This is a genomic window from Halobaculum sp. EA56 (assembly GCF_051195075.1).
In the GTDB taxonomy this organism is placed as follows: domain Archaea; phylum Halobacteriota; class Halobacteria; order Halobacteriales; family Haloferacaceae; genus Halobaculum.
Genome location: NZ_JBNTJX010000008.1, coordinates 139,557 through 166,035, shown reverse-complemented (window position 1 = coordinate 166,035; position 26,479 = coordinate 139,557). Strand labels below are relative to the sequence as shown.

The window sequence follows — 26,479 nt, the reverse complement described above, 5'->3', positions numbered from 1 at the left end:
CTCGCTGAGGTCATCCTCCGGGGGTTCATTCGATCCCCCGAACACAATACGGGAATGCTTCTCCCGAGTCACGACACCGTCGGCGTCGGGATATACATCGCTGAAGACGGTCGAACGTACGCTACGGTAGATTTCTGCGACGCAAACCCGACGGAGGAAGACGCCAAATGACCGACTCCGACCTCACCGTCACCCAAATCCGCAGACGCTTCCTAGCCGCCGCGGGAACGACGGCCATCGCTACTCTTTCGGGTTGCCTGGGCTGGCTTCGCGACGACGAACCCGAAGAACCGCCGGACGGCTGGCACGCTCGGGAGTTCACGACCGCCGAGGCGACGGAGACGTTCAGCTATCGCGAGGGAACCAGAACCCCCTACCCCGGCGTCGAGCAGATATACGCCGGCGGCGGGACGCTCGTGCTCGTCTGCTTCGATTACGCACACCGGCCGTCGATCCGGTGGTGGCGCGAGGAGTTCCCGAAGCTCTCGGACCTGCTCGCGGAGGGGGCGTTCCGCCCGACGCTGCTCATGTTCCCGGTCCCGGTCAACGAGTGGTCGATACTCCTCCCCAGCGCGGTGTTCGAGGTCCGCGCCCGCGGCACCCGCGCGGACGCGTGGCGATTCCACGAACTGCTCGTCGAGGCGGCCCCCGACTACTCGTTCGACCTGCTTCGGGACCTGGCTGCGGAGGTCGGCGTCGACGGCGACGCGGTGGTCGAGGCGGCCGAAGCTCGCCGGCGCCGGAACCAGACGTTCTCCGACCGGGCGTTCGGCCGTGACAGCGGCGTCGACGCGAAGTCCCTCCCGGCGTTCCGGTGGGGAACCGACCCGATCGAGGGATCGACCGCGGCCGACATCCGAGAGTTCGTCGAATCGCGAAACTGAGGCGAACGGACGGACGCGTTCGGGACCGCTTCCGTCTGACGCGCGTTACTCCTCGTTCGCGGGACTGCTCGGGTGGTAGTCGGTGTCGTACTCGCCGGGCCGGTCGTCCAGCCTGTCCGGATTGATCCGTCCCCCGAGCAGCATGAAATCCAGCACTGTGCAGTACAGCATCGCCTCGACGACCGGCACCGCCCGCGGCGGGAGCACGGGGTCGTGCCGGCCGACCACCTGCACCTGCTTCTCCTCGCCCGTCTCCCAGTCGACGGTCGTCTGCTCCTTCGGGATGGAGGTGGGGGCGTGCCAGGTCACCTCGCCGTAGACGGGTTCGCCGGTGGTGATCCCGCCCTGGAGGCCGCCGTGGTCGTTGCCGACCGGGACGGGGTCGCCCTCCTCGCTGACCGTCTCGGTGCGGTCGCCCTCGTCGAACTCCCAGTTCTCGTTGCGGTCGTGGCCCGCGACCTCGCGGGCGTCGCGCCCGAGGCCGAACTCGAAGGCGGTCGTCGCCGGGATCGACATCATCGCCTGCCCGAGGCGGGCCGGGAAGGCGTCGAACCGCGGCGCGCCGAGTCCACGGGGGACGCCGCGCGCCTCGAACTCGATCGACCCGCCGATGGAGTCGCCCGCCTCCTGATACTCGTCGATCAACTCGCGCATCTCCTCGGCCGTTTCGGGGTGCGCACAGCGCACCTCGTTCTCCTCGGAATGGTCGAGCATCTCCTCGAAGGTGACCTCCGGGGCGACGACGTCGCCGATCTGGTTGACGTGCGCCTTGATCTGCACGTCGTGGTCGCTCTGGTCGAGCACCGCCTTCGCGACGGCGCCGGCGGCGACCCAGTTCACCGTCTCTCGCGCGGAAGAGCGCCCGCCGCCGCCCCAGTTGCGCGTACCGAACTTCGCGGAGTAGGTGTAGTCGCCGTGGCTCGGTCGGGGCGCGGTGACGAACGGCTCGTACTTGCCCGACCGGGCGTCCTTGTTCTGGATGACCATCCCGATCGGGGTCCCCGTGGTGTAGCCGTCCTGGATCCCGGAGTTGATCGTCACCTCGTCTGGCTCGCCGCGGCTGGTGGTGATCATCGACTGGCCGGGCTTGCGTCGGTCGAGGTCGCGCTGGATCAGCTCCTCGTCCAACTCGACGCCCGCCGGCACACCGGACACCGTGCAGCCCATCGCCGGCCCGTGGCTCTCGCCGTAAGTGGTCAGCCGGAACAGCCGGCCGAACTCGTTGCCGTTCATGTCCGTGTTCGGTGGGTCGGCGGTATAAAATGCGGCGAAGGTGCGAAGTACCGCCGGGCCGACTGGTCGAGATCGCCGTGACCTCCGCTCCCTCCTCTCATCCCTCCCGTCAGCGTTCGTGGACCCGCATCCGAACGGGACGCGTCGGCCGCGTCGTGATGCTCGCCTCCAGCGACGACTCCAGGTCGACCGGGTCGACCACCTCGAACGCGAAGCGACGCAGCAGCGTCGCGAGGATCAGCTTCGCCTCCAGCAGGGCGAACCGGTCGCCGACGCACCGGCGCGGCCCGGAGGAGAACGGGAAGTACGCCAGCGGGTGGAGACCGGACTCGAACTCCTCGGTCCAGCGCTCGGGGCGGAACTCCAGCGGGTCGTCGTAGTGGTCGGGGTCACGGTGGACGATCCACTGGCTGATCGCCAGCGGCGTCCCCTCGGGAACCCGATAGCCGCCGAGTTCGACGTCCCCCGTCGGCTCGCGGAGGATGCCGTGGACCGGCGGAAGCAGGCGCATCGACTCGGTGACGACCTGATCGAGGTACTCGAGGTCGCGGACGGTGTCGAACCCGGCGGGTTCGTCGCCCAGTTCCGTCTCCAGTTCGTCGAGGAGGCGCTCCTCCACCTCGGGGTGGCGCGCGAGCAGGTGGAACGTGAACGTGAGCGAGAGGGCGGTCGTCTCGTGGCCCGCCAGCAGGAGCGTCTTCACCTCGTCGCGCACCTGCTCGGCGCTCATCCGTTCCCCCTCGTCGTCCTCCGCGGCGAGCAGGGCGGTCACCACGTCGTCCTCGGGGGCGACGTCGCCGGCGTCGAGCGCGCGCCGCTTCTCGTCGACCAGTTCGCCGACGATGCGGTCGAGCGAGACGACCGCCTCGCGCAGTTTCTCGCGTCCGAGCGTCGGTACCCACTGCGGAAGCAGGTCCAGTAAACTGCCGCCGGCCGACTCCTCCATCACCGTGTCGAGGGCGCCTCCGATGGCGGGCGTCCGGTCGCGGATGTCGACGCCCATCAGCGCCGACGCGACGATCTCCAGGGTGAGCCCCATCATCTCGCGGTGGACGTCGCGGACCTCGCCGTCCCGCCAGCGCTCGGCGGTCCGCTCGCTCGTCTCGACCATCATGTCGGCGTAGCCGGCGATCCGGTCGGGCGCGAACGCGGGCTGGATGAGGTGCCGCTGCCGGCGCCAGAACTCCCCCTCGCTGTTGAGCAGGCCGTTCCCGAGCACCGGCCGAAGTTGACGTTGGAACAGCTCCCCCTTCACGTACCGCTCGTTCTCCGAGACGAGCACGCGCCGGATCGCGTCGGGGTCGGTGACCAGGAACACGTCCTGTCCGAGCAGCTCGTAGCGGGCGATCCCGCCGTACTCGGCGGCGACGCGGTCGCGGAAGGCGAAGAAGTCGCGTCTGTTCTCGAGGAACGACCCGAGGAAGGGCAGGCCGTCGGGTCCGGGCGCGGCCTCGGGAGGGAGCGGGGTCCGGTCGGTGTCGCTCATACGTCCACATTCGTGCCCGCGGTGATAGCGGTTGGTGAACCCGCGCTCGGTTTCGCGGGGTTGTCGGTCAGTACGCCGCCGCCAGAACCGCCCGGGCGTCCGCCTCCGTCAGTTCGTACCCCTCGGGAGCGTACGAGAGCAGGGAGTCCGCCGCGGTCGCCCGGGCGGCCTCGTCTAGCCCGACCTCCTCCACCCCTTCGACCGCCGAGAGCGACGCCGGGAGCCCGAGGGCGTCGCGGACGCGTTCGATCTCGGCGATCGCCTCCTCGACGGCGTCGCCAGCGGCGTCGCTGCCGGCGCTCCGGTCGCCGTCGCCGGCCCCGACCCCGCCGTCGAAGGCGGCCGCCAGCGCCGAGAGGTCGACGCCCGCGTCGGCCATCGCCCGGAGCGCGTGGGGGGCGACCGCCGCGTGCGCGAGCCCCTGCTGGATCCCGAAGGCGTCGCGCAGGCCGTGGCCGAACGCGTGGATCACGTTGAGCGTCATCGCCCCGGGCCGCGAGACGCCGTACTGCGCCAGGACGATCCCGGCGACGGTGCGGTCCATCGCGGTCGGGTCGTCGGTCATCTCCGGCAGCCCGTCGGTCAGCAGCCGGATCGCCCGCGTCGCCGTCGCGTCGGTGACGGCCGTGCGGTTGCGCGAGTACAGCGACTCGACGGCCTTGTCGAAGCCGTTCATCGCCGACCCCGCGAGCACCCCCTCGGGCGTCGTCTCGAACAGCGCCGGGTCGTAGAACAGGGCCTCCGGCATCAGCTCGCGGCCGCCGACACCCGTGGAGACCACCTCGCTCCCTCCCTCGCCGTCCGCCACCTCGGCGGCGATGCCGGCGATCACCGAGAGGTCCGCGCCGGCCAGCGTCGTCGGCACCGGGAACAGCGGGGTCACCGCGTCGGGGTCGTCGGGGGTCGAGATGCCGCCCGTCTCAGCCACCTCCGAGCGGGCGTCCGAGAGCGACAGGCCGCGGGCGCGCAACACCGACGCGACCGTCGCCACGTCGAGGCTGGAGCCGCCGCCGACGGGGACGAACGCGTCGGCGCCGAGGTCGTCGGCGCGCTCGACCGCCCGCGCCGCCTCGCGCAGGCGCTTGTCGGGCGTCGTGCCCGCGAACACCTCCGCGAGGCGGTCGCCGAGGCCGTCGCCGACGGCGTCCATCAGGGCGGCGTTGCCGGCGACGTTCGACCCGCAGACCACGAGCGCGGTGTCCAGACCGCGCCCGGCGAGCGCGTCGCCGATGTCGGCGATACGGCCGCGGCCGTAGTGGATCGCGCCGGGGTCGTAGTCGAACGCGAACGGCGGCGTGTCGAGGTCGCTCATGTCGGGGGGGTCGGTCGCCGGGGCGAAAACGACACCGGCGGCGGAAGCGCGGCGGACGCCCCCGGTCGCGTCGCCGGCGACCCCTCGGCTGGGCGGCCCAGTCGGGCCGACCCCGGCGGTTCAGTCGAGACGCTCCCGCCCGCCGAGGCGCCAGCGGAGCTGTCGGAGGGCGATCCGCGCCATCGCGCCCGGCCCCTTCGGGAGGTTGTCGAGCTGCTCGACGATGCCGAGCGCGTCCGCGAGCACCCACGCCTCGGCGATCCGCCCGTCCGCGACCCGGTAGATGCCGAACTGCGGCACCTCGAAGCGCCGTCCCGTCGGGGCGATCTCGCGGTCCTCCACCCGCATGGGCCCGACGTTGCGCCCGCTCGCGGTGGCGTACGCGGCGACGCGGTCGCCCGAGCGGACGGACTGCTCGACCGTGACGAGCACGTCCGCGAAGCTCCCCTCGTTCCCCCGCGTCACCTCGACGATCGCGTCCCGTCCCTCCGTGTCGAGGGGCCACCGCGGCCGGTGGAGCACGCAGTCGTCCGTCACGAGGTCCCCCATCCCCTCGGTGTCGCCGGCGACGAACGCCGTCAGGAACGCCTCGACCAGCGCCTCGTCGCTTCCCGCCGCGGTCCCGCCCACGTCCTCGGTTGCCATGAGTAGATCACCGATCCGTACTCTATGCGGTGTGGTAACATAGCTGTTCGGATCGAGGGATCGTCCGGACGACGTGTCGTCCTCTCCCGGAGGGAACGGATCCCCTATTCGACGGACACGTCCGCCCCCAACTCCGTCATCGTCCCGAAGAAGCCGGGGAACGACACGTCGACGTGCTCGGCGCCGGTGACGGTCGTCTCGCCGTCGGCGACGAGGCCGGCGACCGCGAGCGCCATCACGAGACGGTGGTCGCCGCGGCCGTGGACCGTCGCGCCCGAGAGCGCGGAGTCGCCGCCGTGGACGATCAGGGCGTCGCGCTCCTCGGTCACCTCGGCGCCGAGTTCCGCCAGCGACTCCGCCATCGCGGCGACGCGGTCGGTCTCCTTGTACCGGACGTGCTCGGCGTTCACGATCCGCGTCTCGCCGTCGGCGACGGCGCCGAGCACCGCGATCGTCGGCAGCAGGTCCGGCGTGTCGCCCACGTCCACCTCGACCCCCGAGAGGGCCGACCGGCGGACGGTGATCTCGCCCGCCTCCTCGTCCCACTCGACGTCCGCACCCATGCGGTCGAGCACGTCGACGATGGCGGAGTCGCCCTGCGCGCTCGGCCGGGCGCCCTCGACGACGACCGCCTCCCCGTCGGCGGCGGCGACGGCGCCGGCGGCGAGCAGGTACGACATCGAGGAGAAGTCGCCGGGAACGGCGTACTCGTCGGCCTCGTAGGTCTGACCGCCGGCTACCCGGAAGCCCGTCTCCGTGCGCTCGGTGTCGACGCCGAAGTCCGCGAGCACCTCCCGGGTGATCTCGACGTACGGCGCCGACTTGAGTTCCGTCTCCAGGTCGACCTCGATCCCCTCCTCGGTGACGGCGCCGGCCATCAGCAGCGCGGTGACGAACTGCGAGGACACGTCGCCGGGGATGGCGACCGTGCCGCCGGCCATCGCGTCGCCGACCACCAGCGGCGCCCGCCCGTTGCGCCGGGTCGACTCCGCGCGGCCGCCGAGGTCGGCGACGGCGTCGAGGAGCGGCCCCTGCGGGCGCGACCGCAGCGAGTCGTCGCCGGTGAGCACGGCGAGGCCGTCGGTCAGCCCCGCCGCGGCGGTGACGAGGCGCATCGTGGTGCCGGAGTTGGCGCAGTCGATCACGTCGTCGGGCGTGTCGGGCCGGCCCGCGAACCCCTCGACCTCGACGGCGGCGGCGTCGTCGGCCCACGAGACGGCCCCGCCGAACGCCTCGACGGCCCGCCCGGTCGCCCGGGGGTCCGCCGAGTCGAGCGGGTCGACGACGGTCGTCCCCGCGCCGTAGCCGGCGGCGAGGATCGCCCGGTGGGTGTAGCTCTTCGACGGCGGGGCGCGCGCCCGGCCGGCGATCCGCGAGGGGGTGACGTGTGCGTCCATGCACGCAGGTGCGCTCGGCGGGGCAAGTGTGTACCGGACGCGACAGCCCTCGCGGTCGGCAGACCTCGTGGTCGACGCCCTCGCCACCCGTCGTCGGAGTGCCGTTCCCGGTCCCGACTACCGCGCGAGGGGGTCGAGTTCGATCACGCCGTCGCTCGACACGGTGACCTCGTGGTCCAGATATTCGAACGTCACCTCGGTCGTCGCGACGGCGTTCGGGCGATCGCTACCCACGAGCGACGCCAGCGCGTCCGGGTCGACGGCCGTCGCGAGCGGTTCCATCCTCGCGGGGTCGCGGCCGAGCGTCTCGCCGACCGCGTTGGCGACGGCGACACAGACCTCGCCGTCCGTCGGATCGTACGTCGCGTATCGGGGTGCCGCGTCGCCGATCCGTGGGGAGGTGGGGCCCGTCAGCGGCTCGGCCGTGCTGTCCGTGTCTCTCATGGCTTGAAACTGTGAACTCCGGTACCGAGGATAGTACCCACCCCTGACTATGTGATCCCTACTTGTTCGGTCCGGAACCGGCGGCAAGCATCGCCTCGATCAGGTTGTGGGTGCCGCGCTTGAGCCGCTCCGCGAGCGACTGCCTGGAGATACCGAGGTCGTCCGCGATCTCCGCCAGCGTCGCCCGCCGCGGGCTGTCGTAGTAGCCGGCCTCGTGGGCGGCGACGAGCGCCTCCGCCTGTGCGTCGGTCAGCCGGTCGTCCGCGTCGTCGCCGGCGGACCCCAGCGGGCCCATCGACTCCAGTCGAACGTCGATCCCGTTGGCCGCGCAGAACTCGCGGAAGGCGCCGACCGTCTCCCACCCGTCGCCGCGGACGTCGAACGTCCACCGCCCGCCCCGCCCGGACGCCGACAGGAGGGTCAACCCCGCGCGCTCCAGGCCCGTCACCACGCTCGCGTCGTCCCTGCCGCAGCGACACCGGTACAACAGCGCGTCGCCCGCGCGGTCGACGAACTCCGCGTCCTCGATCGGCTCCGCCTCCGCGAGGGCCGCGTCCACCGACTCGACGGACGCTCCCCGAACCCAGAAGAACGGGACGAACTCCGGCCCCGTCGGGATCACCCGCTCCAGTTCGACCTCGACGTACTCGACGCCGGCGAGGGCGGCGCCGAGTTCGAACTCCGCGGCCGGCACGGACAGGCGCGCGACTACGGTCACGGTTTCCGTCCACGTGGAATACTGGTTAAACTTTCGTCCAGTTGGAGACGATCCGGGCGACGACGGGTCGGTTCGACGTGTCGGGGGCGTTCCCGTTCTCCCGGTTTCGATCGTTCCGACCGGCGAGTTCGGGGACGACGTCACCTCATGTCACACCAACTATGTTCGGCGAATTATATACAATGGTTGTTGTACTAATACAGCAAACATGAACGAGCACAGCGCCGAGACCCTCCTCGCGGAGCTGCTGGACCGCGGGGTCGTCTCGGAGGACCGGGTCGATCGGGTCGAGGAGCTGCGGCGGGAGGGGGAAGTCTGGAGCGGGCTGGAGTACGCCGTGAGCGGGCGCCTCAGCGAGCGGTGGCCGCCGGAGGGGTGGGAGCGGGAGACGACGCGGACCGAGCCGCCGAGCTGACCGCGGGGTCCCGGCCCGAACGCCCGCGACGAAAACGCCTAACCCGGCCGTCGACGACCCTCGGGTATGTCACGGGACCTCTCCGCGCTCGACGACCTCCTCGACTCGGCCGGGGCCGACGCCTACTGCATCGAGGCCGGCAGCACGGACTCGAACCAGCTGTACCTCTCGGGGTTCGACGCGCCGGACCCGTTCTTCACCGCCTACACCGGCGAGGAACTCGCCGTGCTCGTCTCCGGGCTGGAGTACGGCCGCGCGCGCACGGAATCGCACGCCGACACGGTCGCCCGGCTGTCGACGTACGACTACCAGGAGCGCGCCGCCGAGGAGGGCCGCCCCGCGGCGCTCTCGGGCGTGTACGCGGACTTCCTCGCGGACCTCGACGTGGAGTCGGCGCTCGTCCCCGAGCGGTTCCCCGTGGGGTTCGCCGACGGCCTCCGCGAGGCGGGCGTCGCCGTCGACGCGGATCACGACGACGTGATCGAGACGGTCAGGGCGACCAAGACGGCGGAGGAACTCGACGCGGTCCGCCGCGCCCAGGCGGCCAACGAGGCGGCGATGGCCGCCGCCGAGGAGCTGATCGCCGCCGCGGACGTCCGCGGGGACGGCACGCTGCTCGACCCGGCCGCCGACGACGGCTCGCCGCTCACGAGCGAGCGCGTGAAGGAGGAGATCGAGGTGACGCTCCTGCGCCACGGCTGCGCGCTCGACGAGACGATCGTCGCCTGCGGCGCCGACGCCGCCGATCCCCACGACCGCGGGAGCGGCCCCCTGACGGCCGGCGAGCCGGTGATCGTCGACATCTTCCCCCGCGAGAAGTCGAGCAAGTACCACTCCGACATGACCCGCACGTTCTGCAAGGGGGAGCCGGACGAGACGGTCGCGGCGTGGTTCGACTTGACCGAGGAGGCGCTGGAGGCGGCGCTGGACGCCGTCGAGCCCGGCGCCACCGGCGCCGAGGTGCACGCCGCCGCCTGCGACGTGTACGAGGACGCGGGCCACCCGACGCTCCGGTCGGACCCCGACACCGAGACGGGGTTCATCCACTCGACCGGCCACGGCGTCGGCCTCGACGTGCACGAGCGACCGGGGCTGAACCCCCGCGGCGAGGAACTGGAGCCGGGGCACGTGATCACCGTCGAGCCCGGCCTCTACGATCCCGAGGTGGGCGGCGTGCGCATCGAGGACATCGTGTTCGTCACCGAGGACGGCTACGAGAACATCACCGACTACCCCGTGGAGCTGGTGGTGGAGTGACGGTGCGTTCGGACCCGTCCCGGGAGCGCGGGGGCGGCCGGCGACGCGGCTTCGTCCGCGGCGGCCCTGGATCGCCGCATGAGCCTGTTCGAGCGCGTCGCCGCCGCCTTCCGGGAGCCGGGCGCGGGAGCGGTCGACGGCGACGGGGACGAGAACGGGGACGGTCGAAAGCCCACGGAGGGGGACCGGGCCGTGACTGACGGCGAGGGGAGCGGCGCCGACGGCGGCGGCCGGGACGCCGAGGCGGACGACGGCCGTGGTCCCGACCCCGGTGAACTGACGGACGCGGTCGTCGCGGTCTGCCAGCGCGCCCCCGAGGGGATCCGCACCTACACCATCGAGGTAGCGGCCGAGGGCGCCGAGATAACGGAGGTCGCCCCGGGGCTGCTCGAAGCCCACTTCGAGGTCGTCGAGGGCGGCGTCGGAACCGACGGGGTCACCGTCCGGGCCGTCGATTTCCGGGGCGAGGCGCGCTCCGTCGAGGCGGAGACGCTGGTGGGGGTCCGGTTCGCCGAGCCGGTGCCGCTGGCGGACGTGCGCATGCGACTGGTCTCGGCGGAGGACCACGACGGGGAGACGCTCCCGCCGGACCGGTTCCGGCTGGCGGCCGTCGAGTGAGGGGCCGTCCCGGACCCGACCGGACCGGGTCGCCCCCGACTCCGCGGACCGATACGCTTTCGGTCGCCACACCGATAGCGGGAGGCATGAAGCTGCTCGTCGTCGGCGCGGGCGAGATGGGTCGGTGGGTCGCGCACACCCTCCGGCCCGTCGTCGACCGGGTCGCCCTCGCGGACACGAACCCGCAGGCCGCGATGGACGCCGCCGAGGCGGTCGTCGACGGCCGGGTCGTCCCGCTGGACACCGACGAGGCGTTCGACTGCGTCGCCCTCGCGGTCCCCATCCCCGTCGTCGGCGAGGCGGTCGCCCGCTACGCCGACAACGCCGCCGACGGGGCAATCGTCGACGTCGCGGGGGTCATGGGCGACCCGCTGGCGGCGATGGCGACCCACGCCGACGGCGAGTACGCCAGCTTCCACCCGCTGTTCGCCCCGCCGCGGGCCCCCGGGCGGGTGGCGTACGTCCCCGGGGAGGCCGGACCGGTCGTCGAACGGGTCCGCGAGGGCCTCGCCGACGCCGGCAACGACGTGTTCGAGACGACCGCGAGCGAGCACGACGAGGCCATGGAGGCCGTGCAGACGGGCGCCCACACCGCCGTGCTCGCGTACGCGCTGGCCGCCGGCGACGTGGACGAGCGCTTCCACACGCCCGTCTCCGAGCCGCTCGCCGACCTCGCCCGGACCGTCACTGAGGGCGAGCCGCGGGTGTACGCCGACATCCGCGAGGCGTTCGCGGGCGCCGACGCGGTCGCGGAGGCGGCGCGGGCGCTCGCGACGGCCGACCGGGAGGCGTTCGAGGCGCTGTTCGCCGACGCGCGGGCGAACGTGGGCGCCGACTCGCGGACGGACGGGGACCGCGAGTCGGCGACGGCCGATGTGGGCGCGGACGCGGACGCGACGCCCGAGTCCGACGGCTGACCGGACGGGGGACCCGGGGCCGTCCCGGCACCGCCCCCCGCCCGGCGCCTCGCCCCGAGACAGAACCGTTACCCACGCCGACCGAGTAGCGCCGGTGATGACTCGATCCAGCGCCGTCCCCGGCGCACGCGCCCCCGCCCGCGGCGCCACGGCGCCGCGGTCGCCGGGCGGGCGGTCCCCCGCGGGGTGGGGGCCGTGAGCGTCGACCGCGACGCCCTCCGCGACACCGCGAAGTACCTCCGCAACGTCCGCCCGGTCGACCCCGACGAGGTGTACGAGTACCTCCCGGGTCGGCCCCATCAGGCGGTCGTGCGCACGGCGCTCCGGGAAGAGGCGTTCGACCTGGGCCTCTACGAGCGCGAGGACGGCGCCTTCGTCCCCGCGAACGAGGAGCCCGTCGACCCGCCCGGGTGGGACCCGGACTCGTTCCCCGGGGAGCACGAGGCCGCCGTCGAGGACCTGCTGTTCGAGGCGTACGGCCTCGACTGGCACGAGGGCGAGACGGGCGACGCCCTCCGCGAGACGGTCGACCGACTGAAGGAGGACTACTTCCGCGGCCGCCGCGTCGAGTACGACGAGGACGCCGCGCTGGCGTACGCGCTGTACCACCAGCCGGACTTCTACGCCGCCGTCGGCTACGTCCTCGACCGCCTCGCCGACCGCGGACTGCTCCCCCGCACCCTCCGCGTGCTCGACGTGGGCGCCGGGACCGGCGGCCCCGCGCTCGGCCTCCACGACTACCTCCCGGAGGACGCGCTCGTCGACTACCACGCTCTCGAGCCGAGCGCGAACGCCGACGTGCTGGAGGAGGTGCTCGCGGACACCCGGCGGAACTTCCACACGGCGATCCACCGGGAGACGGCCGAGGACTTCGACCCCGGTTCGCTCGGCGAGGTCGACCTCCTGCTGTTCGGCAACGTCCTCTCGGAGTTGGACGACCCGGAGGCCGTCGTCTCGCGGTATCTCGACGCCCTCGCCGACGGCGGGTCGTGTCTCCTGCTGGCGCCCGCGGACCTGGAGACGTCGACGGGGATGCGCGCGGTCGAGCGCGCGGTCGCGCCGCCCGACGCCGACGTGAGCGTGTACGCGCCCGACCTGCGCCTGTGGCCCGGCGACGCCCCCAGCGACCGCGGGTGGTCGTTCGAGGAGCGTCCCGACCTCTCGGTCCCCTCCTTCCAGCGAAAGCTCGACGAGGCCGCGACGCGCGACTACGACGACGAGCCCGGAACCTACGTGAACACGGACGTGAAGTTCTCGTGGGCGGTCCTCCGACCCGACGGCGAGCGCCGCCACCCGGTCGTCGCCAGCGAGGACCGCCACCACCGGATGGCCGAGTCCGAGGACCACGTCACCGACCGGGTGAACCTCCTGTGCGTGAAGCTCTCGGGCGACCTCACCGACGACGCGGACGCGAACCCGCTGTTCAAGGTCGGCGACGGCAGCGAGCGCCTGGAGCACTACCTCGTGCTCACCGGGGAGTCGTCGCTGAACCGCGACCTCCGGGCGGCCCCCTACGGTGCGGTCCTCTCGGTCGAGAACGTCCTGATCCTCTGGAACGACGACGAGGGCGCCTACAACCTCGTCTGCGGGACGGAGACGGTCGTCGACCTCGTGGCGGCGTAGGGGGTCGGGGGTCCGGAGCGCTACGCCGGGCCGTGCCGCGCGACGCCGACGCGGGCGAGCGCGACGGCGACCGCGCCGAGCCCCGCCACCGCGACGACGGAGACGTACGTGCCGGGGTCGGCGCTCCCGACCGCGAGCTTCGCGGCGACGTTCGCGGGGTTCGCGGGCGACAGCGCCGCCGCGCCGAACAGCCCGAGCACCCCGAGCGAGTAGACGGTCTGTGCGGCCCGACGGTCCGGGGCGACGAGCGCGAGCGCGGCGCCCAGCGCCGTCACCAGCGCGGCGAGCCCGGCGGTGAGGGCCAGCAGCGCGAGCACGCCGGCGGCGGTCGCGAGCGCCCCCGGGCCGGGCGCGATGGCGGTGCCGTTCAGCGAGAGCAGGGCGAGCCACAGCGCCGCCTGCGCGGGCGCGAGCCCCCCCGCCGCGAGCAGCTTCCCCTCGACGATGTCGGTCATCGTCACCGGGGCGACCCGGAGCAGTTCGAGGGTGCCGCGCTCCAGTTCCTCGGTGAGCGAGTCGACCGTCACCGACCCGGCGATGAACACCGGGAGGAACAGCAGCAGCGGGACGAGCACGGTGTAGGTGAACCCGAAGTACGGCGAGGAGGCCGCCCGCGGCGGCAGCCGCAGCGTCTCGGCCGAAAGCGACGCCGACCGCTGGTCGCGCTCCAGCCGCTCGAACGCCCGGAGCGCCTCGCGGGCGCGGACGACGACCAGCGTCGTCCCCACGTTCCCGTCCGGAACCAGCACCCGGACCTCCAGCGTGCCGCGCTCGGTGGCCGTCGACAGCAGCGCCGCGTCCGCCCGGCCGTCGGCGAACGCGTCGACGGCGGCCTGCTTGCTCGGGTACCGCTCGCCCTCCATCCCGTCGGTCTCTCCGACGGCCGCGAGGAGGTCGCCCGCGTCGTCGCCGGCGACGGCCGTCTCGACCGAGTAGCCCGCGGCGGCGCCCGGGTCGTACAGCGACACCAGCCCGACGACGAGGAACGACGAGAACGCCGCCACGAACAGCTGGATGAGCAGCGCGAGGACGATGGTCTTCTCCGAGCGCAGCGACGCCAGCTCCCGCCTCGCGATCGTCAGCCGGGCGTCCCGGCCCGTGCGGTCGCCGGCGGCGACGGTGCCCGGGACCGGGTCGGGCGCGTCCTCGGGAGGTGTGTCGTCACCCAAGGGCGCTCACCACCGCGAGGTCGTAGGCGAAGTGGATCGCCATCGCGACGAGCAGGGTCGCCGCCCAGGCCCGCCGCCCCCGGGTCGCGCCGACTGCGCCGACGGCCGCCGTGACGACGTGCAGGAGCAGCGGGAGCGCGAGCAGCGCGAGGCCGACGCCGGGTCCGAACCCGGCGCCGACGCCGGCGGTGCCGAACGCGGCCTCCCCGAGCGGGAGCGAGCCGAGGCCGACGACCTGGACGACCGCGGTCGCCTTCTCGGCGACGAAGAAGCCCGCGCCCGAGAGCGCGCCCAGTCTCAGCGCCGTCGGGAGGTCGCGCTCGAACCGGGACTGCGAGAAGCCGGCGTAGACGCCGACGCCCTTGGCGACCTCCTCGACCACGGCGACGACGACGAGCAGGCCGACGACCGCCGCCTCCCGCGGCAGCGCGAACAGCAGCGCGACCGCGAGGAGTTCGGCGACGAAGACGAACGGGACCGACAGCGCCGACAGCAGCGCCACGTCGCGCGGGCGGTGCAGGCGCACCGCGAGCGCGTCGAGGAACTTCAGCGGGACGGGCTTCTGGGTGAACATGTCCTCCTCGCGGTAGACGCCGACCCCCAGCGCGAACAGGGTGCCCGCGACGAGGTAGAACGGCCCCGTCGAGAACAGGTACTCCCCGAGGGCGACCGCCTCGCCCTGGAGGTCGCGGACGACGAGCGTCAGCGGCGAGATGAGCGCGACCGGCGTCACCGTCGCGAAGATGGCCGGGACGAACGCGTACGTCGTCAGCGTCACCGACACGGTCACCGTGACGAAGGTGAGCTCCTTGAACGAGCGCGCGAACATCGCGCCGACGAACGTCGACGCGAGGAACACCAGCGCGACGGGGAACACCGCCGCCACCGAGACCGCGCCGCCGCCGACGCCGAGCGCGATGAGCGTCGTCGCCGCCAGCGCCGCGGCCGCGTACGGGAGGGTCTTGCCCGCGACGATGTCCGTCGGCGACAGCGGGGCGACGAGCAGGAGCTCCCCGCGGCGGTTCACCCGCTCATTCAGTATCGTGGAGCCGTACGCCTGGATGACGAAGTTCATCGGCACGAGGAACGCGAACGCGAGCACGAGCGAGGAGAACGGGAACGGCGGCGAGATCTCCGCCGGCGACCCGGTCGCCTGCCCGCCGAACAGCGGGCCCGCCGCCCCGCCGAAGTCGGGGACGCCGAGCGCGCCGGACCCGTCGTCGCCGTCGCCGCCGGCGGACCCCGTCCCGCTTCCCGTGTCGTCGCCGCTCGTGCCGCTCCCGCCGCTCCCGCCCCCGGTATCGCCGGTCCCGTCGACCGTCCCGCCGTCGCTGGCGCCGACGCGCTGGCTCCCGCGCTCGACGTAGCTCAGGGTGACGCCGACCGGGAACGCCGCCGACTGGTTCTCCTCGGCGAGCAGCAGCCGGGTGTTGTGCCGCTCGACGGCGGACCGGAACGCGCCGAGGGCCGCCTGGCCCTTCCGGGTGTCGGCGACCGATACGGTCGCCTCGCGGTCGGTCGTGTTCCGGTCGTCCACGTACACGTCCGCGCCGGGGGTGCCGACGGGCACCGCCTCCAGCGGCGTCGACTCGGCCACCGGCTCGTGGTACGGGCTCTCCGGGCTGACCGCGACGGCGTAGATGTCCCCGTCGAGGGCGACCCCGCCCGCGAGCACGCCGCCGGCGACGACGCCGAGCGTGAGCAGCAGCGCGACCCCGCCCAGGGCCGCCGTCTTCCGGTCGACGGTGCCGGTCGCCCGCGACACCTCCCACCGCGCGACGCGGAGGACCGCCCGGGGGGAGACGCTCACTCCCGGGCCTCCCGGGGCACCGCGCGCGTCGCCTCCTCTGCCCCGTCGACGTCGCCGGCTCCGCCGCCGGCCGCGTCGCTGTCGCTCCCGTCCCCCCGGCCCGCGTCGCCCGGCGTCACGCGCCTGCTCCCGGGCATCGGCCGACCGGCCACGTCGAGGAAGATCTCCTCCAGCGTCGACTCGCGGGTCCGGATGTCGGCGACCTCGCCGCCGGCGTCGGCGGCCGCCTCGCGCAGCGCCTCCACCTCGTCCATCGAGTCCACGACGGTCAGGTGGCGGTCGCCGTCCGGCTCGCTCCCCTCGACCGGGACCGTGGTGAACACGCGGTAGCTCGTCTCGCCGTGTTCGTCGCGGATCCCCTCGACGGTGCCGCGGGCGACGATCTCGCCCTCGTTCATGATGACGACCCGGTCGCACACCGACTCGACGTGATAGAGGTTGTGCGCGGAGAACAGCACGGTCTTGCCCGCGTCCGCGAGGTCGCGGACGTACTCCAGCACGTAGTTCGTCGTGAGGGGGTCGAGCCCGGAGGCGGGCTCGTCGTAGATCAGCACGTCGGGGTCGTTGACCAGCGATCGCGCGATCGCGACCTTCCGTTTCATCCCCTTCGAGACGTCCCCCAGCCTGCGGTCGCGGTGTTCGAGGTCGAGGTCGTCGAGCGTCGTCTCGATCCGTCGGTTCGCGGTCTCGCGGGGCACCTCGTACAGGTCGGCGAAGAACCGGAGGTAGCTCCGGGCGGTCATGTCCTCGTACAGCGGGGACTCCTCGGGGAGGAACCCTAGCGCCGTCCGAGTCTCTGGGTCGCCCGCGGGCTCGCCCGCCACGCGGACCGTTCCCGCGGTCGGCTCGATCAGCCCCGCCAGCGCCTTCAGCGTCGTCGTCTTGCCCGCGCCGTTGGGGCCGACGACGCCGAAGATCTCCCCCGGCTCGACCGAGAAGGTGCTCCCGTGCACGGCGACGAAGTCGCCGTACACCTTCCGTAGGCCGTCGACGGTTATCACACGTCGCCGTTCGGGCCGCCCGACAAGAGGGCGTCGCCGCGCCTATCGGCGGTGAGAACGGGCCGGGGAGTCGGGCCGGACCGGTCCGACGGCCGCCGTCTCGTCGGCGGGGACGCCGGCCGTCCCCGGGCGGCTCACTCCCGGGGCGCGAACTCCACGACGCCGAACGTGACGAACCGCTCGGGGTCGGAGTCGGACTCGCTCGCGGCGGGCGCGTCGACGCCGTACGGCCGCGGCGCCGCGTCGGGCGTCGCGGGCCGCCGGTCCGGCGACCAGGGGCCGTCCGCGCCGGCCGCGATCGCCGCCGAGTACGAGTCGAAGGTGACCTGTTCGGGCATACCTACCCGTTGTGGTTCGTCCGACTTATGTGTTTCCACAGATTACTCTATACCGAGTAAAGAATTTTGAGCGACCCCCGAGCGTCCGCGATCCGGCCGTGGCGGCGGCTGTCGAGGGTCGAATACGGGCCCGGAGGATCGCGTCGCTGTCGCTCGTCGGTCGACGCGTTCGGTAGAACCAGTCCGTCGCTCCGGAGTGTCAGTCGTCGTCGCGCTCGCCGCCGTCGGCTCGGGGTTCGGGTTTCTCGCCGCCGCGTTCCCAGACTCGGTCCGCGGACGCGTCGTTCGGTGCGGTGTGGCTGACGTCCGCCATGGTTCGTTCGGTCATCGTGATACCCAAAAACACCTCCCGGTATTTCAGCGTTGCATGCAACTCCCTTAGACACACAGTACCATATTAGGATATTAATACCTCTGAGGGAGGCGGGGAGACGCCCGATCAGATCCGTCGGTCGAGCGGGGGCCGTTCCGTCGAACCGTCCACTCGCGCGATGCGTGAACGGACGTTCGTCCCGGCCGAACGGACCAGGCATATGTATGCCGGCAGGGACTCCCACACATGAACTCGACGGTGGTCGACATGCTCGCGGACAACGCCGGCCACGCCCGCGCGTTCGCCGACCGCTTCGACGACGTGCAGGACGCACAGCACCCCGAGGCCGTCACGGTCTCCTGTTCGGACTCGCGGGTGCTCCAGAACCACATGTGGGGCAACGACACGCCCGGGCGCCTGTTCACCTGCGGGAACATCGGGAACCGCGTCGTCCAGCGGACGGCCGCGGGGGAGGTCGTCTCCGGCGACGTGCTCTACCCGCTGGCGCACACGGGGACCCGGACGGCGGTCGTCGTCGGTCACACCGGCTGCGGCGCCGTCACCGCCACCTACGTGGCGCTCGCCGGCGCCGACGACCTGGCGGAGCCGCCGGGGATCGAACACTGCATCGACCTGCTGGCCCCCCACCTCGAACCGGGCGTCCGACGCCTCCCCGACGGTCTCAGCGAGGCGGAGGCGGTCAACCACCTCGTCGAGTACAACGTCGACCGACAGGTGGACGTCCTCGTCGGGAGCGACGAGGTGCCGGAGGACACGGACGTCGTCGGCGTCGTCTACGACTTCCAGGACGTGTACGGGGGCGAGCGCGGCGAGGTCCACGTGATCAACGTCGACGGGGAGCGCGATCCCGCGACCCTGCGCGAGGCGCACGCCGACGTCGGCGACCGGGTCGAGCGGCTCTGGTCGTACTGACCCGGCCCGAGGGACCCGGCGACCCGTCGGCGCGGCGTCGTGGTCGGCGGACGGACACGCGACGCCGTCACACGGCGGCGACCGATTGAAACGGGGATGTGACGAAGGACGCCCGTGAGCGAGCTCTCCCCGCCGGACGACGAGGCGCTGGTCGCCGGCCGCGCCGACTGGATCGACGCCGACGCGGCCGCGCGGCTGACCCGGCACCCGCTGGAGGCCGTCGACACCGAGTACCCGCACTGGATCGGCGCGATCGACGCCCCGGACGACGTGACCCCGCCCCGCGAGCGCCACCCCGTCTTCTACGGCTGCTTCGACTGGCACTCGGCGGTCCACAGCCACTGGTGTCTCGTCCGGACGCTCCGCCAGGTTCCGGATCACCCCGACCGCGAGCGGATCGTCGCCGGCATCGACGGCCGACTGACCGACGAGGCGGTCGCCGGCGAGGCGGCGTACTTCGACGACGACGAGACCTTCGAGCGCCCGTACGGCTGGGCGTGGCTGCTCGCGCTCGCCGCCGAACTCCGCCGGTGGGACGACCCCCGCGGCGACGACTGGCGCGCGAGGCTCCGCCCGCTGGAGGACCGCATCGTCGCGCTCGTCCGCGAGCGGTTCCTCCCGATGGAGCGACCCCACCGGGTCGGCACCCACGGGAACACCGCCTTCGCGTGCTCGCTCGTGCTCGAGTACGCCCGGACGGTGGGCGACGACGCGCTCGCGTCGGAGACCGTCGAGACCGCTCTCCGGTTCTATCGTGACGACGCCGACGCGCCGATCGGGTATGAGCCGCTGGGGTGGGACTTCCTCTCGCCGACGCTCGTCGAGGCGGACCTCATGCGTCGCGTGCTCGACCCCGACGAGTTCGCTGCGTGGTTCACGGACTTCCTCCCGGATGTCGAGGCGGTTCCGGAACCGGTCTCCGTCGCCGACGGCGAGGGCGGCGTCGCGCTCCACCTCGTCGGCCTGAACGTCTCGCGGGCGTGGTGTCTCGCCGGCGTCGCCGACGCGCTCCCGGCGGGGCCGCGGGCGGACGCCCTCCGCGAGCGCGCGATCGCCCACGCCCGACGCGGCGTCGCGGAGGCGTTCACCGACGACTACGACGGGTCGCACTGGCTCTCCTCGTTCGTGTGCTACCTACTCACGAGGGACGGGGGCGGGATCGCCGCGGGGCGGTAGCCGTCGTACGCCCGGGGAGGGGCGTACGACGAGGCGTATCGCTCGGGGTCGAGGGTCGGCTACCTGTTCTCCCGCTGCTCGACCTTGTTCAACTCGATCAACAGCCGGAAGATCGCCTTCACGAGGTTCGCGTCCACGTCGAACCGCTCGGCGTTCTCGCCGGCCCGGTCCATCACCGCCTGCTCCTGGCTCTCGTCGGTCGTCGGCAGGTCGCGCCGCTCCTTCACCTCCGCGATGGTGTCGGCGACGTACGTCCGCCGGGCGATGAGTTCGACGAGCTCGCGGTCGATGTCCGCGATCTCCTCGCGCAGTTCGTCGAGCCCCATTCCCTCCAGGTCCGCCGATGTGTCGTCGGTGTCTTCGTAGCTCATGATGTGTCTCCGCTCCGGTCCCGCGCTACAGGACCCGTGCGCCCCGCTCGCGCGTGTTCGTCAGTCGCGTCTCCCCGTCGCGGGCGGCCCACCGCTCGCGGACCGCCTCCAGCGCCTCCCGTTCCCCGACGGCCACGACGCTCGGCCCGGTGCCCGACAGCGAGACGCCGTCGCACTCGGCCATCGCCTCCACCGCCGGGTCCGTCGGGAAGCCCAGCGCCGCCGAGAACGCGAGGCCGTTCACCGTCATCGCGCGGCCGTACTCCCCCGACAGCGCGAGATCGGTCGCGAGCTCCGCCATCGGCGCCACGCGCTCGCAGGCGCTCGCGTCCGCGTCGGCCGAGTACGCCCGCTCGGGCGGCGTCCACACGAGCGCGTGCTCCGCGAACGGCGCCTCCCGCGAGAGCAGTTCGTCCTCGGCGTTGTCGGTGACGGTGACGCCCCCCAGCATCGACGCCGAGGCGTCGTCGAAGGCGCCCGTCACGGTGACGCCTGCGTCGCGGGCCGCGCGGACGCCGACGCGGCACGCCTCCGTCCGCGTCACGTCGGCGTCGGGGTCGTTCGCGACCTCCAGGCCCAGCGCCGACAGCGTCGCCAGCACGGTCGCGTTCGCGGCCGCGCTCGAACTCTTCAGCCCCGCGGCCGTCGGCACCGCGCTCTCGGTCCTGACGGTCCCGCCCTCGTCGGCGCCGTAGCGGTCGACCACGCGCTCGACACACCGCTCTATCAGCTCGGTGTCGCCGTCGGGCTCGCCGGCGATCTCGCCGGAGACGCCCGCCGCGTCCGGGTCGAGATCGACCGTCGCGGTCGTCTCGAGGTCCAGCGCGAAGGCGGAGCCGCGGCCCGTCGCGAGCGCGTTCACCACCGTCCCCGCGCCGGGCGCGGCCGCGCGTCCCTGCATGCCTCGACGCGCGCGTTCGTCGGGGTAAAGCGTGGCGGTCGTGTCAAGGCTCGGCCCCGGCCTGCCGGGTCGGCCCGGCTCACGTCCGTCCGTCCGTGGGCGGCTCGGCCCACAGACCGCGCCGCCGTGCTTCGAGGCCTCGTTCGCTCGCTTCGCTCGCTCACTCGGCCTCGCTCTCCTTCTGGGCGGCTCGGCCCGCAGACCTCGCCGCCGTTCTTCGAGGCCTCGTTCGCTCGCTTCGCTCGCTCACTCGGCCTCGCTCTCGCCGCGCTTATTCGCGTCCACCCCCATCTCCCGAGCATGAGCGCACCGCACCGGAACGACGTCGCGCCCGCGACCGTCTCGGTCGCCCTCCGCGAGGAGGGCGTCGAGGTGGAGTACCTCGACGGCCGGGTCACCTTCTACCGCGGCGTCCCCCAGCGCGTCGAGGACACCCTCACGACCCCGCCCGGCAAGGAGACGCACGTCCTCGTCACCGATCCCACCGAGAGCGAGGGCGTGTTGCTGTACGTGAACGACCTCAAGACCCACGACGACATCCTCGAACAGACCGGCGTCGGCCGCGTCATCCTCGGCGAGGGCGACGAGGAGGAGCTGTTCCCGGGCGTCGTCGCCCGGCGGCCGGGCGGCCAGCGGACGGAGTTGGAGGCCGACCCCGCGGTCGCCGGCGGCCGCGTGTTCGCGTTCGTCGAGGACGACTGGGGCGAGGACAGCTACGAGTTCGTCGCCGACGGGGACGGGGACGGGGAGGAATCGTCGTCGGAAACGGGTCGGGGGGCCTGAGATGAGCCTCCCGAAGCCCTGGCGTGACCTGGACCGCTCGACGGTCGGGTCGGCCCCCGACCGCTACGGCGTCTACGAGCTGGGCGACGCCGACGGCGAGTCGCTCGGCTACGCGGTCGGGGTGCTCCGGGACGAACTGAAAGAGGAGTTGGCCTACGGCGACGCGGCGAAGGTCCGCTGGACCGTCGCCGAGTCGCGCGAGCACGCCGAACGGCTCGCGGACGAACACTTCTGACGGGGCCGGGCGCCGGCTCGGCGCCGGGGGCGCCCCCACCGCACCGAGCCTACTGGAGGTACGACGGCTCCTCGGCGTCGCAGTGTTCCTCGTGTTGTGCCGCGTCGTCCGGGTCGTCGAACAGGAGACCACACGCGTCACACTGGTACCACGTCATGTCGTCGCGCTCCGTCTCCGTGACCATGCGTCCCACTGCACGCGCCGCGGATAAATCCCTACCGGCGGTGCCGCTCAGAAATCGGGGAGGTCGTCGGGCGCCTCGAACTCGCTCTCCCAGTCGACGTACTCCTCCTTGAGCACCTCGCAGACGACCTGCCCGAACTCGGTGAGCGCGGCGTTGATCGCCGACACCTGCCCCCAGCTCTCCAGGTCCGGGTGGAGGTCGCGCTCCTTCCAGTCCTCGGGGATGCCCGGCGCGTGGTAGCCGACGCGGTCGGCGAAGTCGTCCCAGAAGAAGTCGAAGCCGGCGAACAGCTCCAGCTCGCCGGCGATCCGCCAGGTGTCCGCGTCGATGTCGGCGTCGGCGGACCACCGCTCGAACGCCTCCGCCCACGCCCCCTCCCGGAGGAACGCCTCCAGCTCCTCGCGGTGGTACTCGTCGCCGGCGACCTCCGTGTCGTCGTACTCGCTCGGGTCGACGGTCGACAGCGTCGGCGGCGGCGGCACGTCGGCGTCGAGGCTCATGCCCGCTGATTGCTCGCCGGGCGGCAAAGGCCTGCCGGAGGGTCCCGGCGCTCGACGTCCGAGTCCCCTCGGTCCCCGCTCCCGTGCGGCGGGTTCGGGGAGCGCCGGAGTTATTCGGATCACGCCCGTACCGTGCTCCATGCCAACACGACGGGACCTGCTCGCGGCGGTCGGCGCGGCCGCGACCGCCGGCGCCGCCGGCTGCGTGCAGGTCGGCTCCCCCGACGTGGCCCCGAGCGCGGCCGGGGCCGCCGGGAACGCGACCGAGGACGGGACGACCGAACAGCGGTCGGGCTCGGCGACCGAGACGGAGGTGTACCGTTCGACGATCCAGTCGGTCGTCGGCGTGCTCAACTACGGCCGCAACGGGCCCCAGGGCAGCGGCTCGGGGTTCGTCGCCGGCGACGGCTACATCGTCACCAACCAGCACGTCGTCGCGGGGGCGACGGAGGTGAAGCTCCGCTTCCGGGGCAACGTCTGGCGCGACGCCGAGATCCTCGGCACCGACGCCTACTCCGATCTGGCGGTGCTGCGCGCCGAGGACCGCCCCGAGGAGGCGACGCCGCTGTCGTGGGTCGACACCGAACCGGAGCCGCCGGTCGGGACGCCCGTGATGGCGATCGGCTCGCCGTACGGCTTCAGCGGCTCCGCCTCCACCGGGATCGTCTCCGGCGTCGACCGGGTGCTGTCGGCGCCGAACAACTTCACCGTCGCCGACTCCGTTCAGACCGACGCCGCGCTCAACCCCGGCAACTCCGGGGGGCCGATCGTCACCTACGACGGCGACGTGGTCGCGGTCGCCGCCCGCGGCGGCGGCGACAACATCGGCTTCGGCGTCTCCGCGGCGCTCTCGAAGCGGGTCGTCCCGGCGCTGGCGGCGTCGGGCGAGTACGACCACTCGTTCATGGGCGTGCGCCTGATCGAGGTGTCCCCGACCATCGCCGAGGCGTACGACCTCGACGACGTGGGTGGCGTGCTCATCGTCGAGGTCATCGAGGGCGGTCCCGCCGACGGCACGCTCCGCGGGACCGACGGCGAGACGACCGTCGACGGGGTCAGCGTCCCCACCGGCGGCGACGTGGTCGTCGGCGTCGGCGGCCGCGACGTGGAGGTGCAGGCCGACCTCTCGAACTACCTCGCGCTGGAGACGTCCCCCGGCGACGAGGTCGAGTTCGCCGTCCTGCGCGACGGGAGCGAGACGACCGTCTCCTTCGAACTCGGCGAACGGCCCGAGCCGAACCTGTAGAAGCGACGCGGGCGGGGTCGACCCCCCAGCGTGTTACCGTTCGTCGTGTCCGCCGTGGCCGCCGTCGTCCCCGGAGGCGCCGGTGTCCCCACGGCCGCCGTCCTCGCGTCCGCCGTCCGCGACCGCGGAGGCGCCGTCCCCGAACTCGAAGCCCGCGTCGCCCCGCGAGCGCGGGGCCCCGTCGGCGCCCTCGCCCGTCGCCGTCTCGAAGCTCCCCGCGAGCTCGCGCAGCTCGGCCGCGCGCTCGGCGAGGCGCTCGACCTCGCCGCTCGCCTGGTTCAGCGACGCCGACTGCTCTGCGGCGGCCGCCGAGACGCTCTCGGCCTCGGCGGCGGCCTCCTCGCTGACGCTCGCGACCTCGTCTGCCATGGCGACGACCTCCTCGGCGCTGGCGGCCTGGTCGTCCGCGGCCGTCGAGATGGACTGGACGCCGTCGTTGGCCTCCTCGACGGCCTCGACCACGTCGCCGAGCGCGCCCAGGCCGGCCTCGATGGTCTCTGCGCCCTCCTCGACGCGCTCGCTCGTCTCCTCGATGTCGGCGACGGCGTCCTCGGTGGAGGACTGGACGGCCTCGATCCGGTCGGCGATCCGTCCGGTGGCCTCGCGGGTCTCCGTCGCCAGCGTCTTCACCTCGTCGGCGACGACCGCGAAGCCGTCGCCCTCGGCGCCCGCGCGGGCCGCCTCGATGCTCGCGTTGAGCGCGAGCGTGTTCGTCTGCTCGGCGATCCCGTCGATCATGTCGACGATCTCGCCGATCGCGGTCACCTCCGACTCCAGCCCGCGGACGACCTCCGCGGTCGACTGGGTGTGTTCCTCGATGGCGGCCATCTCCTCGACCGCCTCGTCGGCCAGGTCGGCGCCGCGCTCGCCGCGGTCGGCGGCCTCCTCGGAGCGCTCGGCCACCTGGTCGGCGGTGGCGGCGACCTCCTCGACGGCCGCCGACAGGTCGGACATCTCTGCGGTGACCTCCTGGATGTGCGTCACCTGCTCGTCGACGCCGGCCGCGATCTCGTCGGTCGAGTCGGCCACCTCCCCGGCGGCACGCTCGGCCTCCGCGACGCCGGCGTCGGCCTCCTCGCTGGCGGCCGCGACCTCGCCGGCGACGCGGTCGACGCGTCCGACGGTCGCCTCCAGTTCGTCCATCATCCCGTTGAACTCGGCGGCGATCCGCGCCATCGCCTCGTCGTCCACGTCCGCGTCCATCCGGGCGGTGAGGTCGCCGTCGGCCGCCCGCTCCATCGTCTCGCCGTACGACTCGGCGGCGGCCGCCAGCGCCTCGTTCGTCTCGCGCATGTCGGCGATCAGCGACTCCAGGTCCGCGCGCATCTCCGCGAGCGCCTCGCCCAGCTCCCCGGGCACCTCCCGATCCAGCACCGGCGCGTCGAAGTCGTTGCGCGCGATGACGGTCGCCTGCGAGGAGGCCGTCGCGAGGTAGCCCCGCACCTCGCCGAAGGCGTCGCGCACCTCGCCGACCTCGTCGATGCGGTCGCCGGACGCGCCGGCGGCGGCGTCCGTGTCGCCGCGCGCCAGCGCCTCCGCCCGCGTCGCCAGGTCGCGGAGGCTCCGCGAGGTGGACCGTCCCATCGTCACCCCGATCAGGACGAACCCGAGCGCGGCGAGGCCGATGACGGCCCCGAGGGCGGTCCGGACCTGGTCGACCAGCGCGTACGCGACCGACTGCGGCACCGACCGGACGACGACCCAGTCGGTCCCCTCGACGGGCGCGAACGCCATGGCCGTGTTCGAGCCGTCCATGTCGTGTGCGCCGGCTCGCTCGCGACCGGCCTGCAGGGCGTGTGCGTCGGCGCCGCCGGCGAACGTCCCGCCGACGAGGTCGCCGTCGGAGGCGAACAACACCGTCGCGTCCTCGCCGTCGACGACCTGCAGCGTCCCGGAGCCGCCGTCGGTCGCCTCGCCCACGACCGCCGCCGTCTCGGCGGTCATCACGAGCGCGCTGTTCGTTCCCGGGACCCAGCTGGCGAAGGCGATCTGGCGGCGGCCGTTCCGCTCGAACGTCTTCGAGACGACCGAGCCGGTGGGGGGGATAGTCGAGAGATTCGTCGCACCGGTCTCCCAGGCGATCCCGCCCAGCCGCGACCCGACGGCCTCCCCGTCGGTGCTGCGCTCGACGACCATCGAGTCCTTGTCGACGACGTGCATCGCGGTGATCGAGTCGGGAAGACGGCGGAACTCCAGCTCGATCGTCGTCTGAACGGCGTCGGCGTCGCCGGCGTCCTCCCTGAGTTGCTGGGAGACCAGCCTGACCGTCCGCTCGTTGTTGTCGACCCAGATCGACACCTCGCTCGCGCTCGTCTGCGCGCTCGACTGGAGGTCGTCGTGGGTCCGCTCGGTCAACTCCGCGGCGACCTGCCCCTGCAGCAGGACGCCGGCGCCCACGACGGCCGCCAGCGTCACGACCGTCAACACGGTGAACTTCCGGAGATACGTCCGCCGGAGGGCGTCCGGTATCGGGTTCATACCCCCGGTTTCCCGTGGGGGTATTTACCTCCCGCTCCGCAGCTATCAGTTCGGAAAACTGCCGGACCGCGGCGTGTCGCGCGGTCACACGG

28 protein-coding genes are annotated in these 26,479 nt (G+C 72.9%); 11 read left to right on the top strand and 17 right to left on the bottom strand.

From position 1 onward, the window contains the following. Positions 1 to 167: 167 nt before the first annotated feature. The gene (locus ACQUQ1_RS14590; RefSeq protein ID WP_435065035.1) at positions 168 to 884 is read left to right on the top strand and encodes a DsbA family protein; all 717 of its coding nucleotides are present in this window, start codon (positions 168 to 170) and stop codon (positions 882 to 884) included. A gap of 45 nt (positions 885 to 929) precedes the next feature. On the opposite strand, the gene aroC is transcribed toward ACQUQ1_RS14590, so the two are convergent. The 7 genes from aroC to ACQUQ1_RS14555 all read right to left on the bottom strand — a co-directional run bounded on the left by aroC (position 930) and on the right by ACQUQ1_RS14555 (position 8,119). Then, positions 930 to 2,117: a chorismate synthase gene (gene aroC / locus ACQUQ1_RS14585; protein ID WP_435065034.1), complete on the bottom strand. Its 1,188-nt coding sequence runs from the start codon at positions 2,115 to 2,117 to the stop codon at positions 930 to 932. Between the two features lie 109 nt (positions 2,118 to 2,226). After that, entirely contained in the window at positions 2,227 to 3,603 is a 1,377-nt protein-coding gene (locus ACQUQ1_RS14580; protein WP_435065033.1) for a cytochrome P450, read from the bottom strand. 67 nt (positions 3,604 to 3,670) lie between these two features. Beyond that, the gene (locus ACQUQ1_RS14575; RefSeq protein ID WP_435065032.1) at positions 3,671 to 4,915 is read right to left on the bottom strand and encodes an iron-containing alcohol dehydrogenase family protein; all 1,245 of its coding nucleotides are present in this window, start codon (positions 4,913 to 4,915) and stop codon (positions 3,671 to 3,673) included. 120 nt (positions 4,916 to 5,035) lie between these two features. Next, a complete protein-coding gene (locus ACQUQ1_RS14570; RefSeq protein WP_435065031.1) occupies positions 5,036 to 5,560 on the bottom strand; it encodes an ester cyclase in 525 nt (174 codons plus the stop codon). Positions 5,561 to 5,664: 104 nt separating this feature from the next. Further along, complete coding sequence (aroA, locus tag ACQUQ1_RS14565) at positions 5,665 to 6,957, bottom strand: 3-phosphoshikimate 1-carboxyvinyltransferase (protein ID WP_435065030.1); 1,293 nt, start codon at positions 6,955 to 6,957, stop codon at positions 5,665 to 5,667. Positions 6,958 to 7,074: 117 nt separating this feature from the next. Beyond that, entirely contained in the window at positions 7,075 to 7,401 is a 327-nt protein-coding gene (locus tag ACQUQ1_RS14560) for a HalOD1 output domain-containing protein (protein WP_435065029.1), read from the bottom strand. A 58-nt stretch (positions 7,402 to 7,459) separates the two neighbouring features. Then, positions 7,460 to 8,119, bottom strand: a complete 660-nt coding sequence (locus ACQUQ1_RS14555) for a helix-turn-helix domain-containing protein (RefSeq protein ID WP_435065028.1) — start codon at positions 8,117 to 8,119, stop codon at positions 7,460 to 7,462. A gap of 208 nt (positions 8,120 to 8,327) precedes the next feature. Here ACQUQ1_RS14555 and ACQUQ1_RS14550 point away from each other — a divergent pair, with 208 nt between their 5' ends. The 5 genes from ACQUQ1_RS14550 (at position 8,328) to ACQUQ1_RS14530 (ending at position 12,949) form a co-directional block, all read left to right on the top strand. Continuing rightward, complete coding sequence (locus ACQUQ1_RS14550) at positions 8,328 to 8,534, top strand: hypothetical protein (protein WP_435065027.1); 207 nt, start codon at positions 8,328 to 8,330, stop codon at positions 8,532 to 8,534. 66 nt (positions 8,535 to 8,600) lie between these two features. After that, complete coding sequence (locus tag ACQUQ1_RS14545; RefSeq protein ID WP_435065026.1) at positions 8,601 to 9,791, top strand: M24 family metallopeptidase; 1,191 nt, start codon at positions 8,601 to 8,603, stop codon at positions 9,789 to 9,791. Between the two features lie 78 nt (positions 9,792 to 9,869). Further along, positions 9,870 to 10,409 carry a hypothetical protein gene (locus ACQUQ1_RS14540; protein WP_435065025.1) on the top strand — a complete coding sequence of 180 codons (540 nt, stop codon included), beginning with the start codon at positions 9,870 to 9,872 and terminating at the stop codon, positions 10,407 to 10,409. Between the two features lie 86 nt (positions 10,410 to 10,495). Then, complete coding sequence (locus tag ACQUQ1_RS14535) at positions 10,496 to 11,326, top strand: prephenate dehydrogenase (protein ID WP_435065024.1); 831 nt, start codon at positions 10,496 to 10,498, stop codon at positions 11,324 to 11,326. Between the two features lie 195 nt (positions 11,327 to 11,521). Next, positions 11,522 to 12,949 carry a small ribosomal subunit Rsm22 family protein gene (locus ACQUQ1_RS14530; RefSeq protein WP_435065023.1) on the top strand — a complete coding sequence of 476 codons (1,428 nt, stop codon included), beginning with the start codon at positions 11,522 to 11,524 and terminating at the stop codon, positions 12,947 to 12,949. Between the two features lie 20 nt (positions 12,950 to 12,969). Here ACQUQ1_RS14530 and ACQUQ1_RS14525 read toward each other — a convergent pair whose 3' ends face one another. The 5 genes from ACQUQ1_RS14525 to ACQUQ1_RS14505 all read right to left on the bottom strand — a co-directional run bounded on the left by ACQUQ1_RS14525 (position 12,970) and on the right by ACQUQ1_RS14505 (position 17,595). Further along, entirely contained in the window at positions 12,970 to 14,031 is a 1,062-nt protein-coding gene (locus ACQUQ1_RS14525) for an ABC transporter permease (protein ID WP_435065043.1), read from the bottom strand. A gap of 79 nt (positions 14,032 to 14,110) precedes the next feature. Continuing rightward, positions 14,111 to 15,928 carry a PrsW family intramembrane metalloprotease gene (locus tag ACQUQ1_RS14520; protein WP_435065022.1) on the bottom strand — a complete coding sequence of 606 codons (1,818 nt, stop codon included), beginning with the start codon at positions 15,926 to 15,928 and terminating at the stop codon, positions 14,111 to 14,113. Then, positions 15,925 to 16,929: an ATP-binding cassette domain-containing protein gene (locus tag ACQUQ1_RS14515; RefSeq protein ID WP_435065021.1), complete on the bottom strand. Its 1,005-nt coding sequence runs from the start codon at positions 16,927 to 16,929 to the stop codon at positions 15,925 to 15,927. Before ACQUQ1_RS14515 ends, ACQUQ1_RS14520 begins: the two co-directional genes overlap by 4 nt. Before the next feature lie 134 nt (positions 16,930 to 17,063). Next, a complete protein-coding gene (locus ACQUQ1_RS14510; protein WP_435065020.1) occupies positions 17,064 to 17,267 on the bottom strand; it encodes a hypothetical protein in 204 nt (67 codons plus the stop codon). A 199-nt stretch (positions 17,268 to 17,466) separates the two neighbouring features. Then, positions 17,467 to 17,595 (bottom strand): hypothetical protein, encoded by a 129-nt coding sequence (locus ACQUQ1_RS14505; RefSeq protein ID WP_435065019.1) that lies wholly within the window; start codon positions 17,593 to 17,595, stop codon positions 17,467 to 17,469. A 231-nt stretch (positions 17,596 to 17,826) separates the two neighbouring features. Between ACQUQ1_RS14505 and ACQUQ1_RS14500 the strand changes: the two genes are divergently transcribed. Beyond that, the gene (locus ACQUQ1_RS14500) at positions 17,827 to 18,513 is read left to right on the top strand and encodes a carbonic anhydrase (protein WP_435065018.1); all 687 of its coding nucleotides are present in this window, start codon (positions 17,827 to 17,829) and stop codon (positions 18,511 to 18,513) included. 114 nt (positions 18,514 to 18,627) lie between these two features. After that, positions 18,628 to 19,689 (top strand): DUF2891 domain-containing protein, encoded by a 1,062-nt coding sequence (locus ACQUQ1_RS14495; protein ID WP_435065017.1) that lies wholly within the window; start codon positions 18,628 to 18,630, stop codon positions 19,687 to 19,689. A gap of 59 nt (positions 19,690 to 19,748) precedes the next feature. Here ACQUQ1_RS14495 and ACQUQ1_RS14490 read toward each other — a convergent pair whose 3' ends face one another. Next, on the bottom strand, positions 19,749 to 20,060 hold the full coding sequence (locus tag ACQUQ1_RS14490; RefSeq protein WP_435065016.1) for a chorismate mutase: 312 nt from the start codon (positions 20,058 to 20,060) through the stop codon (positions 19,749 to 19,751). A gap of 25 nt (positions 20,061 to 20,085) precedes the next feature. Further along, on the bottom strand, positions 20,086 to 20,961 hold the full coding sequence (locus tag ACQUQ1_RS14485) for a shikimate kinase (protein ID WP_435065015.1): 876 nt from the start codon (positions 20,959 to 20,961) through the stop codon (positions 20,086 to 20,088). A 300-nt stretch (positions 20,962 to 21,261) separates the two neighbouring features. Here ACQUQ1_RS14485 and ACQUQ1_RS14480 point away from each other — a divergent pair, with 300 nt between their 5' ends. Then, positions 21,262 to 21,744: a DUF5796 family protein gene (locus ACQUQ1_RS14480; protein ID WP_435065014.1), complete on the top strand. Its 483-nt coding sequence runs from the start codon at positions 21,262 to 21,264 to the stop codon at positions 21,742 to 21,744. A 1-nt stretch (position 21,745) separates the two neighbouring features. Beyond that, positions 21,746 to 21,979 carry a DUF7508 domain-containing protein gene (locus tag ACQUQ1_RS14475; protein WP_435065013.1) on the top strand — a complete coding sequence of 78 codons (234 nt, stop codon included), beginning with the start codon at positions 21,746 to 21,748 and terminating at the stop codon, positions 21,977 to 21,979. Positions 21,980 to 22,028: 49 nt separating this feature from the next. Here the strand turns inward: ACQUQ1_RS14475 and ACQUQ1_RS14470 are convergent, their stop codons facing one another. Continuing rightward, complete coding sequence (locus ACQUQ1_RS14470; protein WP_435065012.1) at positions 22,029 to 22,163, bottom strand: DUF7128 family protein; 135 nt, start codon at positions 22,161 to 22,163, stop codon at positions 22,029 to 22,031. Between the two features lie 47 nt (positions 22,164 to 22,210). Beyond that, entirely contained in the window at positions 22,211 to 22,663 is a 453-nt protein-coding gene (locus tag ACQUQ1_RS14465; protein ID WP_435065011.1) for a hypothetical protein, read from the bottom strand. 139 nt (positions 22,664 to 22,802) lie between these two features. Between ACQUQ1_RS14465 and ACQUQ1_RS14460 the strand changes: the two genes are divergently transcribed. Then, positions 22,803 to 23,909, top strand: a complete 1,107-nt coding sequence (locus tag ACQUQ1_RS14460) for a S1C family serine protease (RefSeq protein WP_435065010.1) — start codon at positions 22,803 to 22,805, stop codon at positions 23,907 to 23,909. Positions 23,910 to 23,942: 33 nt separating this feature from the next. On the opposite strand, the gene ACQUQ1_RS14455 is transcribed toward ACQUQ1_RS14460, so the two are convergent. Then, positions 23,943 to 26,387 carry a methyl-accepting chemotaxis protein gene (locus ACQUQ1_RS14455; RefSeq protein WP_435065009.1) on the bottom strand — a complete coding sequence of 815 codons (2,445 nt, stop codon included), beginning with the start codon at positions 26,385 to 26,387 and terminating at the stop codon, positions 23,943 to 23,945. Positions 26,388 to 26,479: the final 92 nt, after the last annotated feature.